The sequence below is a fragment of the Pseudoglutamicibacter cumminsii genome, from assembly GCF_016907775.1.
Lineage (GTDB): Bacteria > Actinomycetota > Actinomycetes > Actinomycetales > Micrococcaceae > Pseudoglutamicibacter > Pseudoglutamicibacter cumminsii.
This window is the reverse complement of the sequence record NZ_JAFBCO010000001.1, coordinates 2,114,604-2,130,850: the sequence shown is the minus strand read 5'-3', so window position 1 is coordinate 2,130,850 and position 16,247 is coordinate 2,114,604. Positions and strand designations below refer to the sequence as shown.

Here is a 16,247-nt window from a genome sequence, read left to right as displayed (position 1 = left end):
TTGCTTAGCTTTAGGGCGCCTTGTGTGGTGTGACTTCGGTGTGGTCGATGCTTTGCCGTGGAACCACCAGGATCCATGCGATGACCCCGATGCCCATAATGACGCCTGAGAGCATGAACGCCCAGCTGAATCCGAAGTGATCTGCGACCCATCCTGCAATGAGTGGAGCGATCATCGCCGGGAGGTCGGCCGCCATCTGGAACATCGACATCACGCGGCCTGCGTGATGTTCCGGCCCCACGATGTCGGCTACCGCGGCTTGCTGCGCGGGGTTGAAGATACCGGTTCCGAAACCCGAGAGTAGGGACAGCACAATAAGCAACGCGAGATGAGGGGAGAGGCCGATGGTTGCAGAACACACAGCGGCTAGGCTCAGCCCGATGATGATGGGGCGGCGGCGCCCTACGCGGTCGGACCAGCGGCCGCTGAAAGTCAGGGCGGCCGCGTTACCTGCCGCGAAGCATGTCATGACAAGCCCAACGGCGAGAGGATCGAGCCCGAGCACTTGGGCAGCGAAGAGCGGAACGATCGCTACACGCACGCCGAACGACATCCAACCGTTACCGAAGTTGGAGAGCAACGCGGCACGGTACTTCGGGTTGGCGAGGGCGTCCGCGAGGCTGTACGGGGGCAGGTTGTGGCGCTCGCGTGGCTGTCCTTGGCGTCCGCGGGAGCTGACGAGGAAGTAGAAAACGACGAGTGACGCCGCGATGAGTGAGCCGCCGTAGATGAAGAACGGCACGCGGTAGCCCAGTGGGGCGAGCAGGCCGCCAACGAGTGGTCCGCACACGTTACCGATGAGGAAAGCGCCACCGTACAGTCCAGCGATGCGTCCGCGGATATCTGGCGGTGAGGTGCGGGCAATAAAGCTCGAAGCCGCGACCGTGAACGTAACTGAGCCGATGCCGCCGATACCTCGCACCACGATCAAGGTCCAGTAGTTGGGTGCTAGTCCACACGCGATGGTTGAGAGCGCCACGATCAAGACACCGAGCACGTACGCGCCAGGTTCGCCGAGCTTCTCAGAGACCCCGCCCGCGAATGGCGCGAAACCTAAGCGCGTGAAAGCGAACACGGAGACGATGGCCGCGGCCATCATGTGGTTGACATCGAAGCTTGAGGCGTATTGCGGCAGGATCGGGGCGATCAGACCGAAACCCAGCGCGATCAGAAGCGCGCCGGCAATAAGAACTTTAATCTCGTTGGGAACCGGCGTTGACGGCTGGGGGGTTGAAGATCGAGGTGTGACGGTGCGGGCCATGATGTTTCGATCGTAGATCATGCCTACGGCAACGGGACCATAACGATTCCTGAAAGTTGTGTATCAATGCGGTATCAACGCCTGTTAATGGCGTGGGAAGCATCGCGTGCTTTGTATCGTGGATTAGCTCGTGTTGAGCGTCGACCCCTATTGAGCGTCGAAAGGTATGTCAAGTGAGCCAAGTCATCAGCGTTGAACCCCGTGAGCCTTCTCGCGGTTTCGGGGCGCCGGGGCGCACTGCTAGCGGCCATCAGCGCAATTTTGTGCTGGACGCTATGCGCGCCCTCGCTGTGCTCTTGGTTATCGCCTATCACGTGGCTCCTGCCTCGGTTCCGGCAGGCTACCTCGGCGTGGACTTGTTCTTCGTTTTGTCGGGTTACCTGATTACGTCGAGCTTGTTGCGCCGCACATCGCACCTGCACGTCGAGTCGGGCACCTGGCGTGCTCGTTTGAAAGGGTTCTTCGGCAAGTTCTATCTGGGGCGTTTGCGGCGTTTGGTGCCCGCGGCGGTCTTGATGTTGATCGTGATCCTCCCTTTGACGCTTATGTCTCACCCGGACGTGCGTCTGCATTTGGGGCGGCAGGTTGCTGGCGCTCTGACGGCTACGGCGAACTGGGTCCAGCTGGCCGCGGGTGTTTCGTATTTTGATCAGGATCAGCCGCAGCTGCTGAACCACATGTGGTCGCTCGCGATCGAGGAGCAGTTCTACCTTTTCTGGCCGATCATCATTATCGGTTTGTCCTACATCGGCGTACATACTGCGTCGAAGCGTGTTTCGCTTCATCGTTTGGTAGGGGTTGTGGCGGTCATCGTCGCGGTCTTGTCTGGTATTTCGATGGCCGTGACGTACTCGCTGACCCAGAATTTCGACCAGGCGTACCTCAACACGCTGACGCACTGCTTCGGGTTGTTGCTCGGTGCGGTGGTTGCGTGTGTTCCGCGGGATCTTCAGCTGGGCGGTGGACTTCGTGTGGCTGTGACCGCGGGCTCGTGGGCTCTGTTGGCCGTGGGTGTCGTGGTTCTGAAGGAGCAGACCGCTATCACCCAGTTGGGTGGCATGTTCGTCTTTTCGGTCGCGGCGGCCGGCGCTGTTCTGATGGGTACGACGGGCAAGCAGGCTCACTGGCAACCGCGCGGCTTGGTAGCGTCTGGTTTGCGGTGGACTGCTGAGCGCTCGTATGCGATGTATCTGTGGCACTGGCCGATGGTGGTGCTGGTGGCTTCGTGGATGCCTGACCCTAATGGTGGCGAAGTTGAGCTTCCGCTGTTGCTTGCTCGCGCATCGTTGGTTGTTGTTGTGACGTTTGCGTTGTCTGCGGCTTCCTACCGGTGGGTTGAGCAGCCGATTCTGAAGAGGGGGTACCGTGCGTACGCTGCTGGCCTGAAGGCTCGTGTCTCGCGGAGGGCCGCGTGGCTGTGGGCTAGCTTCGTCTCCGTGTTGGTGATTCTTGCTTTGGTTGCGGTTGCTACGGCCCCAGCTAAGACGGAGCAGCAGAAACGTCTTGAAGCGCTGGCTGCGCAGGCGCAGGCTTTGGATCCTGAAGGGCCGGGCATGGACGATGCGCCGGCTGACGAGGAACCGAAGCCGGGCTCTGATGAGGATCAAGAAAAGCCAGCCGACAAGGACAAGCCAGCCGACAAGGACAAGCCGGCAGAATCTGACAAGCCTGGGGAATCCGAAAAACCGGCAGAGTCTGATAAGCCTGACGATAAGGACAAACAGAGCTCGGGTGAGAAGCTTAAGCCGGCTGTTTCGTCGCAGAAGGTCACGTTCATCGGTGACTCGGTGACGCTCGCATCGGTGCCGGCGATCCGACAGGTCTACCCGAAGTCTCCGGTGCAGGCGACTGTCGGTATGCATATTTGGGATGCTCCGGATGTGGTTCGGAAGCTCAAGGCTCAGGGCAAACTCGGCGAGTATGTTGTTTTGGGTTTGGGTACGAACTCGACGTTCACCCCGGCGCAGCTCGGTGAGATTCTCAATATTGCGGGAAAGAACACCAAGCTCATTGTGGTGATGCCATACGGTGATCGCGAGTGGATTCCGCAGGCGCGTAAGAGCATCGCCGCGTTCGCTAAGGACAATCCAGAGAGGGTGCGCGTAGCGCACTGGGATCAGGTTGCCGTCAACGCTACCGATATCGCTTCGGACGGTATTCACCCTGGCCCTGAGTCAGCCAAGATGTGGGTCAACGAGGTCACCAAGGCGTTGAACTCCTTTTAGCTTGAGGCATTCGGTCCGCGGTCTGTGAGAAGCTAATGCTGTGAATAATGAACAGACTGTGTGGATCATCATCGGCATCGCGGCTGTGGTGCTCATCGCGGCGATCGTCATCGCTGTGGTGGTGCGCTCCCGCAAGACGCGTGTACCGCAGGCGCCTAGGACCTCTCATGCTCCGGTTCGAGGGGCAGGTTCGGGCCCATCGGGGTCTGCCGATGTTGATAGTCCGCGGGCTCATTCGCCCCCGGGTGCCGGCGTAGCGGTTGAAGATGCGCCTGTTGGGGAAGCGGCCGAGCCGGCTCCAGCATTTGACACCCCAGCTCCTGCCCAGGGTCGTTTAGCGCGTCTGCGTGCGCGTCTGGTTCGCTCGAACAACGTTTTTGGTAAGGGTCTCTTGGCCCTGCTGTCCTCCGACAAGATCGACGAGGACGTGTGGGACGAGGTCGAGATGACTCTCTTGGCTGCGGACCTCGGCACTGAGGCGACGGATGAGCTCATCGCTAGCTTGCGTGAACGCGTCAAGATCGAAGGTTCCCGTTCTCCTGAACGCGTGCGTCAGATTCTGCATGAAGAGCTTTTGAAGATCGTTGACCCGACGATGGACCGCGCGCTTGATACCGAGCGCAAGGACGGCAAGCCGTCGGTCATTCTGGTGGTCGGCGTCAACGGTGTGGGTAAGACCACGACGATCGGTAAGATCGCCCGCGTTTTGGTCGCGGAAGACAAGGATGTTCTGCTGGGTGCTGCCGACACGTTCCGTGCCGCGGCCGCTGATCAGCTGCAGACCTGGGGTTCCCGCGTGGGTGTGCCGACGGTGCGTTCGGATAAGGACGGCGCGGATCCCGCATCGGTAGCTTTCGATGCGGTGGATAAGGGCATCGAGGCCGAGGTCGACACGGTATTGGTGGATACCGCGGGACGCCTCCAGAACCGCTCGAACCTCATGGATGAGCTCGGCAAGATCAAGCGCGTTATCAACAAGCGTGCGGAGGTGCGTGAGGTTTTGCTGGTTCTGGATGCGACAACGGGTCAGAACGGTTTGAGCCAGGCCAAGGTGTTCTCTGAGGTCGTAGACGTCACCGGCATCGTCCTGACCAAGCTTGACGGCACAGCGAAGGGCGGCATCGTTGTTGCTATCCAGCGTCAGCTGGGCGTTCCGGTCAAGCTGGTAGGCCTGGGCGAGGGTCCTGACGACTTGGCGCCGTTCGAGCCGGAAGCGTTTGTGGAAGCGATTCTCGATTGACATGACCACGCCGTCGCGGGCTCAGGCAGACGCTGTGCCCCGAACGGGATAAAATGGTAGGTCGACATGTAAACGTGTAGGCCTTCACCTACAGAAGTTCAACCAGATAAGCGAGCAGGACAACGTGTTCAATTCTCTAACAGAGCGCCTCACCTCGACGTTCCGGAATCTGCGGGGTAAGGGCCGTCTTTCGGAAGCCGATGTTGACGGTACCGTCCGTGAGATCCGGCGTGCACTGCTGGACGCGGACGTCGCCGTCTCGGTTGCGCGCGAGTTCGCGGCCAACGTTAAGGAGCGCGCGCTTTCGGCTGAGGTTTCTGAGGCGCTGAACCCTGCCCAGCAGGTCGTGAAGATCGTCAACGAGCAGCTCGTTGAGGTTTTGGGTGGCCAGACTCGCCGTCTTGAGTTCGCGAAGACCGGCCCGACCATCATCATGTTGGCTGGTTTGCAGGGTGCCGGTAAGACGACGTTGGCCGGTAAGTTGGCCAAGTGGCTTGCGTCTGAGGGGCACACTCCGTTGCTTGTGGCCGCTGACTTGCAGCGACCGAACGCGGTGACCCAGCTTCAGGTTGTTGGTCAGCGTGCGGGTGTTCCTGTTTACGCTCCGCACCCTGGTGTGCAGTCGGAGTTCGAAGAGGTTACGGGTGACCCGGTTGTGGTTGCGCGTAACGGTGTTTCTGAGGCTCGTCAGAAGCAGCACGATGTGGTGATCGTCGATACCGCGGGTCGCCTTGGTGTTGATGCCGAGCTGATGCAGCAGGCCCGCAATATTCGTGACGCGATCTCGCCGAACGAAGTCCTGTTTGTGATCGATGCGATGATCGGTCAGGACGCCGTGGCTACTGCACAGGCGTTCAACGAGGGCGTTGACTTCACCGGTGTCGTTTTGTCGAAGCTTGATGGCGATGCGCGTGGTGGCGCCGCACTGTCTGTTGCTTCGGTGACGGGTAAGCCGATCATGTTCGCGTCGACGGGTGAGAACGTCGGCGACTTCGAGGTTTTCCACCCTGACCGTATGGCTTCGCGCATCCTGGATATGGGCGACGTCATGACCCTGATCGAGCAGGCCGAGCGCACGTGGGATAAGGCTGAGGCCGAGCGCATGGCTAAGAAGTTCGCCGATCAGGAGGACTTCACGCTCGATGACTTCTTGGCTCAGATGCAGCAGATCAAGAAGATGGGCTCGATGAAGAAGATGCTGGCGTTGATGCCGAACATGGGTATCGATAAGCGTCAGCTTGAGCAGTTCGATGATTCGCAGGCGGATCGCGTCGAGGCGATTGTTCGTTCGATGACTCCGCATGAGCGCGCTGCTCCTAAGATCATCAACGGTTCGCGTCGTGCACGTATCGCCCGTGGTTCGGGCGTTTCGGTGTCTGAGGTGAACCAGTTGCTTGAGCGTTTCACTCAGGCTCAGAAGATGATGAAGCGTATGGCCGCTCAGGGCGCGATGCCGGGTATTCCTGGTGGTCGTGCTGCACGCCGCAAGGGGGCGGCGAACAAGAAGCGCGGTAAGAAGTACGGCAACCCGGCACGCGCGGCCGCTGCTGCGCGTGGCGAGAAGGTTCAAGGCCATAAGCAGTCTGGGGCTTCGTTCGCTAAGAATCAGGAACTCAAGCCTGAGGATTTGAAGCTCCCTAAGGGCTTCGAGAAGTTTTTGCGGTGAGTCTGTGAGCGAGCGTACATTCTCGGATTCTGCTGACGGTCCCGCGGGGGAGCTCGCGGGCCGTGACGCGGGTGCGTCGCAGTACGGCGTGTCATTGCTGGGCCCTGCGGTTTTGACGGGTGTGGATACGCCTGAAATGGGCGGTCCTGGCACCCGTTGGCTTGAAGATGCGGTTTTGCTTGACTCGCCCTCGGCGGGTTCACGCTCTGTCTTCTCGGGGTCGCGGGCGATGATGCTGCTTTCGGCTTATCCTGCTGATACCCGAGAAGCTGAAACCGGCATCGTCGTCTCTTTGCGCTTGTGGGCTGCTGGATCCCAGGATGTAGCGGGTGAGGCGAAGCCAATGGTTGAGTGGGATAGCGCATCTAATGCGCGCCTGAAGGCCGTTGCTGGACTTGCTGATTCAGTGGGTGTGGAAGCTATAACCCAAGCGGAGGAGTATCTCAGCGAGGTTGCAGAGTTAGCTTCGGCGGCGGCTGATGCACCGAGCGGTCGGGCAGCAGAGCTTGTGCGAGCACCTCTCGAGGAAGCCCTGACGTTGCTGGGCCAGGACCCGAAGTGGGTTGCGCTCGCGCTCGGGCTTTCCGCTCCACACGGCGTTCATGTTGTTGAAGCCGCTAAAGAGAACGCTCATCAACGAGCGAGCCGAGAAGCCTTGAACGAGGCGCGTGAAAGCGTGGCTGAGGCGTCGCGCGGAGCTTCGGTTGCAGCTCCGGGTGCCGAGACTTGGCGTAGCCGCCACCCGATTCCGGCGATCCTGTTGTCCGTCTTGTGGATCGCGTTGGCCGTCGTCGTGTTGATGTTTAGACCGTTGACGCTTGTGTGGCTCAATTACGTTGTCGCTTTCGCGTTAGGGCTCGACGCGGTGGTCGGCTTGATCGCGGCGTTTGCGGGCCTGAAAGCTAAGAAAGCGCGCGCTCAGCAAGGATCTGACGGCCCCCTAGGGAAAGGTCATGTGAAGTGATCGCCACAAACAATGCCCAGGAATCTGAACGCCAAACCGTGTGGCGCGTTACTGTCGCTTGGCCGGAAACAGATCCGGTAGGCCAGCAGGAACGCGTTGATGGGCTCATGCAGATTTTGACGCACCGTAAGATCGTAGGCCTCATGGGGCCTGGGCGTCCGACCCGCCGAGGTGTCGCGGTTGAACTCGTGCTTCCAATGCGTGAAACGCGCGTTTTAACCGCTACGTTCGAAGGCGATGTTGAGCCGGGGCTCGGTGGCGAGGAATTTGCTCGCGAGCTACATGCGAGCACGGGTGCGGTCATCGTCAATGGCGACCCCGCATCGGGGGACTTCGCTGTATTGGCTGCCTCCGAGGATTTCGGAGATCGTCAGATCGCCGGCGTCCTGGAGGAGCGGATCACGTCGGTTCTTCTGCTCGATACGGTTCGTCCAAGTGCGGTCGAAGACGCCTTGGATCGCAGTGAGGTTTCGGGTTGGATGGCTGAAGGTGAGCGCACGGTTGTTGCGTTGAATTCGGTGCCGGCTGACCCGACGATGCTCATCATGCCTGGCTCAGATAAGATTTCGTGCTCGATTCGGGAGCGCGCTGGTCGCGTTGACGTTGCGTTGTGGGGGCCGGCTGAGTCTCGGCAGCAACCCGTTACGCGTCGTCGTCGTGCGGCTCAGTTCACGCCGCTCATCAATACGCATGCTGGCGCCCGCTGCCGCCCGATTGTTCTTCCGGAAATGTACCGCCCGGCAGGCTCGCAAGTGGCCTCGCTGCTGCTGCGGCTCGAAGAAGATTTCGCTCCACTTTCTGAGAACGACATTAAGACGTTGGCTTCGATGCTTCCGCCTAAGCGCGTTGACGCGTTGGTTTCGGCGATCAACGATGCACCTGTTCGGGGTGTTGATCCAGAAGCGGGCGCGTTGGCTGTCCTCGAAGACGGCCTGATGCCGGGTGAAGAGGTCGAAGATACCTCTGACCAGGAGCAGGAACAGGCGTACGCGGCTACTCGCGCGATGCTTGAAGCGCTAGGGGAGGACACCGCATGGATCGGCCTGTTTGAAGGCAGGTCACCCGTTGGCGGTTCGGTACGTCCAGTCGGTGTTCCTGGACATGACCAGTTCGAAACGGATGCGGCTGAAACGGAAGCCACCGAACCGGACGCCGCTGTCGAGCAAGAAGCTGTCGACTACGCAGCTGATGTACCGGTCGCTGACGATGGACTCGTGCCTGTTTCTGAGGCGGGGGCTGCGTCGGCAGAAGCTCAGCCTGAACACGATGAGCCAGGGGAGATCGAAGCATCACAAGGCGGCTTCGAGTCTCAGCTTGCAGACGCGACGAGCTCTAAATCGGAGCCGAGTTTCAGTGAGATTCTCGGGTTGCAGTCAGGCGCGAACGACCCAGCGGTTGTCCAGCCAGGCTCGGACTATCCGCAACCAACGCCAGCAGGGCAGACTACGGTTGCTACGGAGACCGAGTTGGGGACTGCTCCTCGCCGTGTGGCTCACATCGTGTGGTTGGTCGTTGGCATTGTGGGGCTCATTGTTGGGGCCTTCTTGGTTCTGCGCGGGATGGATGTCATCTCGTTCCCCGAGGTCGCGTTCCAAGCACGTTCGACGTTGGCCGTCATCGGCGGCATCGTAGCGCTCGTCGGCGGTGCATGCATGCTTCTGGCCGCATCGATGTGGCCGCGCCAACGTAAATAGCCACTGCGTTATCGAAGGTGCCTTGCGTGTGTGGTGACACACGCATCGTGAGTGTGCGTTGAACCGCAACGCATGGCATAATGGACCGAGTACTCGGCGTGCGTGGCCCCCTCTCTCTGCGTTCGTCGGACATTTGGGACGTTTATCGCTGCTTTACCCCAGAGCTTGGCGGACTCGTCCCGTTCAACAGAAACAGGAGTGACCACTAACGTGGCCGTTAAGATTCGCCTGAAGCGGATGGGCAAAATCCGCCAGCCTCACTACCGCATCGTCGTCATCGATGGTCGCGCAAAGCGCGACGGCCGTCCGATCGAGGAAATCGGTACGTACAACCCAATGACCAACCCATCGACCATCAAGGTTGAGTCTGAGCGTGCTCAGTACTGGCTCGGCGTTGGTGCACAGCCATCGGATCGTGTTCTCTCGATCCTCAAGCTGACCGGTGACTGGCAGAAGTTCAAGGGCATCGAGGGTCAGGAAGGCTCGGTCAAGTACCCAGAGCCTAAGCCTGAGTTCGTTGCACCAGACAAGGGTTCGGTCATCCTCCCGGAGGCAACCACCCCTAAGAAGTCGAAGGCAGACGCTGAAGAAGCTCCAGCTGAGGAAGCAGCGGAGGCTGCTGAAGAGCCAGCTGAGACTGAAGAAGCCTGAGGCTCAGTTTGATGCTTGAAGACGCACTTGATCACTTGGTGTCCGGGATTGTAGACAACCCGGATGACGTCGATGTCCGCCGTCGCTCAGGCCGCCGACACGACGTGTTGCAGGTACGTGTTAACCCAGAGGACCTTGGTCGTGTGATCGGCCGGCAGGGACGCACCGCGAAAGCGTTGCGCGCTGTTATCGGTGCTTTGCCAGGTGGCGATGAGGTCCGAGTGGACGTCGTAGACACCGACCGACAACGCTAACCACGCCTGTTCTAACCAAGTCTGATCGGCGTCGATCACGTTGTGACGAAAGCGGCCCTAGCCACCCTCAGTCGGCTAGGGCCGCTTTCGTATCCCGTTGAAGTATCTGCATTTCTGTTTTGAGCAAAAGAGGCCACGCATGGACGTAAAAGTTGCGCGCATCGGCAAGCCGCATGGTATTCGCGGTGAGGTTACAGTTCACGTTCTTACTGACGACCCGGAAACGCGTTTCGCGCGGGGAGCTCGCTTGCTGACGGATCCGGAATCGAACGGCCCACTCACCGTGAAATCAGCCCGGTGGAACAAACGCATCCTGTTGCTTGGATTTGATGAAGTCTCCGACCGCAACCGTGCCGAAGAGCTTCGCGGGACCATGCTTTACGTCGAAGCGGAAGAATCCAGCGACGACGCGTGGTTTGAACACGACCTCGTTGGTCTTAGTGTTGTCGTCGAGGGCGAGACCATCGGCAAGGTGTCGGCATTGCACACCGGGCCTGCGCAGGATTTGCTTGAGGTCACGCTCAACGACGGCTCTGAGGCTCTGCTACCGCTCGTTGAGGACATCATCCCGGAGATCGATCTCGACGCGGCAACGGTGATCGCGACCCCGCCTCCTGGCCTGCTTGAGCTTGACAGCGGCGACCAGTAACGAGACAAGACTTAGGTTTTCATGCGCATCGACATCATCACGATCTTCCCCGAGTTCTTCGAAACTCTCGACATTTCACTGATCGGCAAAGCCAAGCAGCGCGGTCTCATTGACGTCCATGTTCACGACCTCCGGTCATACACATACGACCGACACAGGACAGTCGATGACACCCCGTACGGCGGAGGTGCGGGCATGGTTATGAAGCCTGAACCGTGGGGAGAGGCGCTGACTCACGTCCTTGATGACGCTGGCGTTGAAGCAAGCAATCCGCCTTTGTTGCTCGTGCCGTCACCCGCGGGGCAAGTCTTCGGCCAACCAACTGCACACGCCTGGGCTGAAGAGCCCCACATCGTGTTCGCATGCGGGCGCTACGAAGGCATCGATGAGCGCGTCATCGAATGGGCGCGTGAACGCTTCCGTGTGGTTCCGTTCTCGTTGGGCGACTACGTACTCAACGGCGGGGAAGTAGCGACAATGGCGGTGATCGAAGCCGTCGTGCGTCTAGTTCCCGGGATGGTGGGCAACCCGGAATCGCTCATTGAGGAAAGCCACTCGGTCGCAGGCGATGCGCTGCTCGAATACCCGGTCTACACTAAGCCTGCGGTGTGGGAGGGGCGCGAAGCCCCAACAGTATTGCTGAGCGGGGACCACGCCAAGGTAGCGAGGGCTCGTCGCGACTGGCAGCTTGAACGTACAAGCGAACGTCGACCAGACCTCATCGAGAGGCTCACCACCGATGCTCTGGACAAACAAGACAAAGCAACACTCGCATCGTTGGGGTGGAATCTTGAAGGAAACCACCCGACTCGCTCAGAAAACTGACATAGCGTATTAACTGCGTTAGAATAGCTAAGTTGTTACCCACCGCATGCATGACTGCCGCAGGGGTCATGTGTGAAAACGGTCGGGTCCGGCTCGCTTGAGCGGGCCGGGAATATCGGCGAACTCCATGAGAGAGTAGCGCCCGTATACATCATGGCTCACGGACCTGCGGCCGGTTCCATGTGGAGAAAAGAATGAATCTTCTTGATTCTCTCGATGCCAAGAGCCTTCGTAACGACATCCCGGATTTCGCGCCGGGTGACACCGTCAAGGTTCACGTAAACATCATCGAAGGTAAGAACTCCCGTGTTCAGGTTTTCCAGGGCTACGTTCTGGCTCGCCAGGGTGGCGGCGTTCGCGAAACCTTCAAGGTTCGCAAGGTTTCCTTCGGCGTAGGTGTTGAGCGTACCTTCCCGGTTCACTCCCCAGTCATCGACAAGATTGAGGTCGTGTCCCGTGGTGACGTTCGCCGCGCCAAGCTGTACTACATGCGCGACCGCCACGGTAAGGCAGCTCGTATCCGCGAGAAGCGCGAGGGCGCAAAGTAAGCCCGGCTTACTGACTTCCGTGCTCCCTTGTGAGCACATGGCAGGCGCCACCCCGACACTTCGAATGGGGTGGCGCCTGCTTCATGTCATACGAGATGCTTTGAGGAACGTTCGTGAAGAGATTCAGTGACGAAGAACCCCAGGTCGACCTCGACGAGAACGAGGGTGAGGTGCGCGAGCATAAGAAGCGTGGCGTCTGGGGTTCTGTCCGGGAGATCCTCCTCACCGTCGTGATCGCGCTCGCGGTCTCGATTGTGATTAAGACGTTCCTATTCAGGGCCTTTGTCATCCCATCAACGTCGATGCAGAACACGTTACTGGTTAACGACCGCGTGTTTGTGAATCAGCTGTTCCCTCAGCCGTTCGATCTTGAACGCGGTAACGTCATTGTTTTCAAAGATGATGAGAAGTGGTTGCCGGAGCTTCCACAAGCGGCGCAGCCGAACGCTTTCGAGAAGGCGTTGACTTTCGTGGGCCTGCGGCCAGTTGACGGTACGCAACACCTCATTAAGCGCATCATCGGGCTTCCGGGTGACACGGTCGAGTGTTGTACGGCTAGCGGAAAGATTTCCGTCAATGGGGTCGAGATTACCGAGCCGTACTTGTACCCGGGGGACAAGCCTTCCGAGGTGCCATTCAAGGTCACGGTTCCGAAGGATCATCTGTGGGTCTTGGGCGATCACCGCTCGGATTCCGGGGATTCGCGCTATCACACCGATAAAAACAACGGCATGGTTTCGATGGACTCCGTGGTGGGGCGCGCAGATTTCATTGCGTGGCCGTTGGACCGTTGGGGCGGGGTAGCGAACCCGGAAGGCGCCTTCGACGCAGTTCCTGACCGCGAGCCGAAAGAGTAGGTTCGTGCCTGACCTCGAGGTAGAAAAAGGCTTGGTGGCGCCTTGCCAGTTGATTGTGGCAGTCGACGAGGTGGGCAGGGGCGCGCTTGCAGGCCCGGTTACTGTGGGGCTCACGTTCGTAGCGCCACACGAATGTGGCCCGCATCCCGAAGGGCTCGGGGACTCGAAAGACGTTACTCCCGCTCGGCGTGAGGCACTCGTACCGTTGATCCGGGATTGGGTCGCGGCGTGGGGCGTCGGCAGTGCAAGCCCAGAAGAGATTGACCGTTTCGGGATCGTGGCGGCACTGAGGCTCGCTGGACAGCGAGCCTACATTGAGGCACTGCAACAGCTCGCTGACGATCCAGCGGCGGGTGAGGCCCCCATCGTTATTTTGCTTGACGGGGTGCATGACTGGCTCAGCACACCAGAACCCGACCTGTTTAGCGACCTTGCAACGGACGCGGAGTCCGACTCGGCTTCTGAGGCTGATGCGCTGGACGGCTTGGACCTGCCGCCCGTGATCACGCGGGCTAAAGCGGACCGCGATTGCGCATCGGTGTCTGCAGCGAGCATCCTCGCAAAGACGCATCGCGATAGTGTCATGGTAGAACTATCGAAGGCTCATCCTCAGTATGGATGGGATACAAACAAGGGATACGGGTCAGCGAAACACCGAGCCGCGATCCTGGAACATGGAGCGACCGACAACCATCGGCGCACATGGAAGTTGTTATGACATGGAAGTTGTTGTGACACGGAAACTGTTGTGAGCAGGAAGTCATTACGAGCAGGAAGGGGGAACAGATCCCATGAGCGATGAAGAGATCGAAAAGTTTGAGACCCAAGCGGAGCTGAACCTCTACCGCGAATACCGCGACGTTGTGGGCCTGTTTTCCTATGTCGTGGAGACGGAACGTAGGTTCTATCTAGCGAACCACGTCGAGCTCGAGACCCTGACTTCCAACGGTGAAATCTATTTCGCGATAACGCTGACCGACGCGTGGGTGTGGGACGTGTACCGGCCGCAAAGGTTCGTGAAATCGGTCAAAGTCATCACGTTCAAGGACGTGAACGTCGAAGAGCTTTCTAAACCGGATCTATTCAAAGGCGAAGAGCTTCCTGGGACGCAGGGCGAATCCTAAATAGGCCCAGCACGGGCGAGTGAGCAGGCGGTTTCTGTATTCACAGGCCGTAGATGTCAGCGTTCTATCCACATTCTTTTCGATCTCGGTATGTGTGAGTGTTTTCCACGCTGAGATGAAGCTACAAGCTCATCCAGTGGAGGAAACATGGCATCGAGGCAGGCTGACAATCACAGCGCCCAAGACCGCGCCCAACTGGACTCAGTGCAACGGGACACCACGCAACTGGAAATAGCCCAGCTGCGTACTGAGTTGGGGCGGCGCGGTGAAGAGTTCGCGGCGGGCTGGTGTCACGAAAACGGGATCATCGTGCTCGATCGTAACTGGCGTGGGAGTCACGGCGAACTGGACATCGTGGGTTATGACCCTGCTGCGCAACAGTTGGTCGCGCTTGAGGTCAAGACTCGCTCGGGGACCGGGTATGGCCTACCCGCTGAAGCCGTGACGTTACCCAAGTTTGAACGTCTGCAAAGGCTTATTTGGGAGTATGCCCAAGGTAGGGAATACGTCGAGGCTATCGGCACGGCACAAGGCGGAACTCGGGTCGATGTCTTGGGCATCGTCTGGCCACGAAAAGCATCAGCCCCTGCTTCAGTCGAGTACTACCGAGAGGTGACTGGAGCATGAACGCGGTAACGGCACCTCAAGGCACACTGCGAGCATCGCGGGCGAAAATGCACCGGGCCCAGGAACGGGGACTGGGTTCGTGTCTCAGCATCGCTTTGGTGGGTTTGAAAGGCCACAAGGTTGAGGTCCAAGCCGACATCGGTAACGGCTTGCCAGGTATGACTCTTCTCGGACTTCCCGACGCGAGCCTCAACGAAGCGCGCGATCGTGTCCGGTCAGCGGCCCGCAACGTCGGCATCCCGCTGAGTGCGCGCCGCATCGTGATCAACCTGATCCCAGCGGGCTTACCCAAGAAAGGCCCGGGTTTCGATGTAGCGATCCTGGTCGCAGCGATGGCTGCAGACGGACGTATCTCATCGCCTGCGGATACCGCATACATCGGTGAACTGGGGCTTGACGGCTCGCTCAGGCCATTCGTCGGAATGTTGCCCGCGGTGCTTCAGGCCCGTGAACTAGGGATCAAACGCATCGTCGTCCCTGCCGCCAACGCAGAAGAAGCCCGTCTGGTCCCGGGCATTGAAGTCTGCAGCTACAACCATGTCAGTGCTCTGCTGGCGGACTTGGGTGCTGACGTGCGGCACATCGTGAGGCCGAGCAAGCAAGTGGACAGCGTGTCAGAGCCTAACGAGCGGGGCCAGCATCAGACTGTCGAAGGAAGCGGTAGCGTTTCTGAGGTTCCGGATATGGCTGATGTCCGTGGTCAAGCGACTGGGCGATGGGCGCTTGAAGTTGCCGCTGCAGGCGGACACCACCTCTTGCTGACGGGGCCTCCGGGCGCAGGTAAAACGATGCTTGCGGAGAGGCTACCCGGTATTCTTCCGCCGTTGACAGACGAGGAAGCCATGCTCACCACGAGCGTGCATTCGCTGTCTGGAGAGACCGTTTCAGGCTTGATGAAGGTTGCGCCGTTCCAGGCCCCGCACCACACTTCGAGTGCGGCCGCGCTGGTGGGCGGAGGGTCAGGCATACCTCGTCCAGGGGCGGCGTCCCGGGCACACGGTGGAGTCTTGTTCTTGGATGAAGCGCCAGAATTTCAGGCCCGCACTCTCGATGCTCTGCGTGAACCCCTTGAGTCAGGAGTTATTACCTTGCATCGTTCGGCCGGGGTAGCGACGTATCCGGCACGTTTCCAGCTCATCATGGCGGCTAATCCTTGCCCATGCGGGAAGGAAGGTTCTGCTTGCGAATGCCCGGCGCTCACGAAACGACGGTACTGGGCCCGCATGTCGGGGCCGCTGCTAGACCGAGTGGATATTCGCGTCAACGTTCCTGCCGCGCGCTTGGCATCCCTTCTAGCGAACGATGCAGAGGAAAGCTCAGCGTGCATAAGGCAACGAGTCGAAAGAGCCAGAGCCTCTGCGCGCAAAAGGTGGCGGAGCGTGATGGATAAGGCGGATCACCCAGCATCGCACGCTACCGGATCTCTAACCAACGCATCTGTGCCTGCCTCGGTTTTGAGGTCTCACAAGTTTCGACCTTCAGGTGCAGCGGCAAAAGAGCTCTTAGCTATCAGCATGCATAGTGGGCTGACTGGCCGAGGACTGGACCGCGTACTCAGGATTTCGTGGACACTCGCTGACCTCGCAGGAAGGGACCTACCCAGTCCAGATGATATTGCAGCGGCCGTACACCTGCGAGGCACACCGGAGGCATTCAACTGAT

At 59.5% G+C, this 16,247-nt stretch carries 16 protein-coding genes; 15 read left to right on the top strand and 1 reads right to left on the bottom strand.

What is annotated here, in order from left to right:
- Window positions 1-10: 10 nt before the first annotated feature.
- On the bottom strand, window positions 11-1,261 hold the full coding sequence (locus tag JOD50_RS09745; RefSeq protein ID WP_204881369.1) for an MFS transporter: 1,251 nt from the start codon (window positions 1,259-1,261) through the stop codon (window positions 11-13).
- A 173-nt stretch (window positions 1,262-1,434) separates the two neighbouring features.
- Here JOD50_RS09745 and JOD50_RS09740 point away from each other — a divergent pair, with 173 nt between their 5' ends.
- The 15 genes from JOD50_RS09740 to JOD50_RS09670 all read left to right on the top strand — a co-directional run bounded on the left by JOD50_RS09740 (window position 1,435) and on the right by JOD50_RS09670 (window position 16,246).
- Window positions 1,435-3,486 (top strand): acyltransferase family protein, encoded by a 2,052-nt coding sequence (locus JOD50_RS09740; RefSeq protein ID WP_204881368.1) that lies wholly within the window; start codon window positions 1,435-1,437, stop codon window positions 3,484-3,486.
- A gap of 40 nt (window positions 3,487-3,526) precedes the next feature.
- Complete coding sequence (gene ftsY / locus JOD50_RS09735) at window positions 3,527-4,726, top strand: signal recognition particle-docking protein FtsY (RefSeq protein WP_204881367.1); 1,200 nt, start codon at window positions 3,527-3,529, stop codon at window positions 4,724-4,726.
- A gap of 124 nt (window positions 4,727-4,850) precedes the next feature.
- Window positions 4,851-6,392: a signal recognition particle protein gene (gene ffh, locus JOD50_RS09730; protein WP_204881366.1), complete on the top strand. Its 1,542-nt coding sequence runs from the start codon at window positions 4,851-4,853 to the stop codon at window positions 6,390-6,392.
- 4 nt (window positions 6,393-6,396) lie between these two features.
- A complete protein-coding gene (locus JOD50_RS09725) occupies window positions 6,397-7,356 on the top strand; it encodes a DUF308 domain-containing protein (protein WP_204881365.1) in 960 nt (319 codons plus the stop codon).
- Window positions 7,353-9,050 carry a hypothetical protein gene (locus JOD50_RS09720; protein ID WP_204881364.1) on the top strand — a complete coding sequence of 566 codons (1,698 nt, stop codon included), beginning with the start codon at window positions 7,353-7,355 and terminating at the stop codon, window positions 9,048-9,050. The genes JOD50_RS09725 and JOD50_RS09720 overlap by 4 nt, the downstream gene beginning before the upstream one ends.
- Window positions 9,051-9,260: 210 nt before the next feature.
- The gene (gene rpsP, locus JOD50_RS09715) at window positions 9,261-9,701 is read left to right on the top strand and encodes a 30S ribosomal protein S16 (RefSeq protein ID WP_109304151.1); all 441 of its coding nucleotides are present in this window, start codon (window positions 9,261-9,263) and stop codon (window positions 9,699-9,701) included.
- 11 nt (window positions 9,702-9,712) lie between these two features.
- Complete coding sequence (locus tag JOD50_RS09710; RefSeq protein WP_101629440.1) at window positions 9,713-9,955, top strand: RNA-binding protein; 243 nt, start codon at window positions 9,713-9,715, stop codon at window positions 9,953-9,955.
- Window positions 9,956-10,094: 139 nt separating this feature from the next.
- Window positions 10,095-10,604 (top strand): ribosome maturation factor RimM, encoded by a 510-nt coding sequence (rimM, locus tag JOD50_RS09705; RefSeq protein WP_204881363.1) that lies wholly within the window; start codon window positions 10,095-10,097, stop codon window positions 10,602-10,604.
- 21 nt (window positions 10,605-10,625) lie between these two features.
- The gene (gene trmD, locus JOD50_RS09700; protein ID WP_204881362.1) at window positions 10,626-11,429 is read left to right on the top strand and encodes a tRNA (guanosine(37)-N1)-methyltransferase TrmD; all 804 of its coding nucleotides are present in this window, start codon (window positions 10,626-10,628) and stop codon (window positions 11,427-11,429) included.
- A 194-nt stretch (window positions 11,430-11,623) separates the two neighbouring features.
- Window positions 11,624-11,977 (top strand): 50S ribosomal protein L19, encoded by a 354-nt coding sequence (rplS, locus tag JOD50_RS09695; RefSeq protein ID WP_101629437.1) that lies wholly within the window; start codon window positions 11,624-11,626, stop codon window positions 11,975-11,977.
- 113 nt (window positions 11,978-12,090) lie between these two features.
- Entirely contained in the window at window positions 12,091-12,834 is a 744-nt protein-coding gene (lepB, locus tag JOD50_RS09690) for a signal peptidase I (RefSeq protein ID WP_338052106.1), read from the top strand.
- Between the two features lie 4 nt (window positions 12,835-12,838).
- On the top strand, window positions 12,839-13,552 hold the full coding sequence (locus tag JOD50_RS09685) for a ribonuclease HII (protein WP_338052105.1): 714 nt from the start codon (window positions 12,839-12,841) through the stop codon (window positions 13,550-13,552).
- Window positions 13,553-13,625: 73 nt separating this feature from the next.
- Window positions 13,626-13,958 (top strand): DUF2469 domain-containing protein, encoded by a 333-nt coding sequence (locus tag JOD50_RS09680; RefSeq protein ID WP_109304141.1) that lies wholly within the window; start codon window positions 13,626-13,628, stop codon window positions 13,956-13,958.
- 147 nt (window positions 13,959-14,105) lie between these two features.
- Window positions 14,106-14,585 (top strand): YraN family protein, encoded by a 480-nt coding sequence (locus JOD50_RS09675; protein WP_204881361.1) that lies wholly within the window; start codon window positions 14,106-14,108, stop codon window positions 14,583-14,585.
- Window positions 14,582-16,246 (top strand): YifB family Mg chelatase-like AAA ATPase, encoded by a 1,665-nt coding sequence (locus tag JOD50_RS09670; protein ID WP_338052104.1) that lies wholly within the window; start codon window positions 14,582-14,584, stop codon window positions 16,244-16,246. Before JOD50_RS09675 ends, JOD50_RS09670 begins: the two co-directional genes overlap by 4 nt.
- Window position 16,247: the final 1 nt, after the last annotated feature.

Bases quoted from the DNA above. Each gene is read 5' to 3' on its own strand.
- JOD50_RS09745 (WP_204881369.1), bottom strand. From the start codon at position 1,261: ATGGCCCGCACCGTCACACCTCGATCTTCAACCCCCCAGCCGTCAACG.
- JOD50_RS09710 (WP_101629440.1), top strand. From the start codon at position 9,713: ATGCTTGAAGACGCACTTGATCACTTGGTGTCCGGGATTGTAGACAAC.
- rimM (WP_204881363.1), top strand. From the start codon at position 10,095: ATGGACGTAAAAGTTGCGCGCATCGGCAAGCCGCATGGTATTCGCGGT.
- trmD (WP_204881362.1), top strand. From the start codon at position 10,626: ATGCGCATCGACATCATCACGATCTTCCCCGAGTTCTTCGAAACTCTC.
- rplS (WP_101629437.1), top strand. From the start codon at position 11,624: ATGAATCTTCTTGATTCTCTCGATGCCAAGAGCCTTCGTAACGACATC.
- JOD50_RS09680 (WP_109304141.1), top strand. From the start codon at position 13,626: ATGAGCGATGAAGAGATCGAAAAGTTTGAGACCCAAGCGGAGCTGAAC.
- JOD50_RS09675 (WP_204881361.1), top strand. From the start codon at position 14,106: ATGGCATCGAGGCAGGCTGACAATCACAGCGCCCAAGACCGCGCCCAA.
- JOD50_RS09670 (WP_338052104.1), top strand. From the start codon at position 14,582: ATGAACGCGGTAACGGCACCTCAAGGCACACTGCGAGCATCGCGGGCG.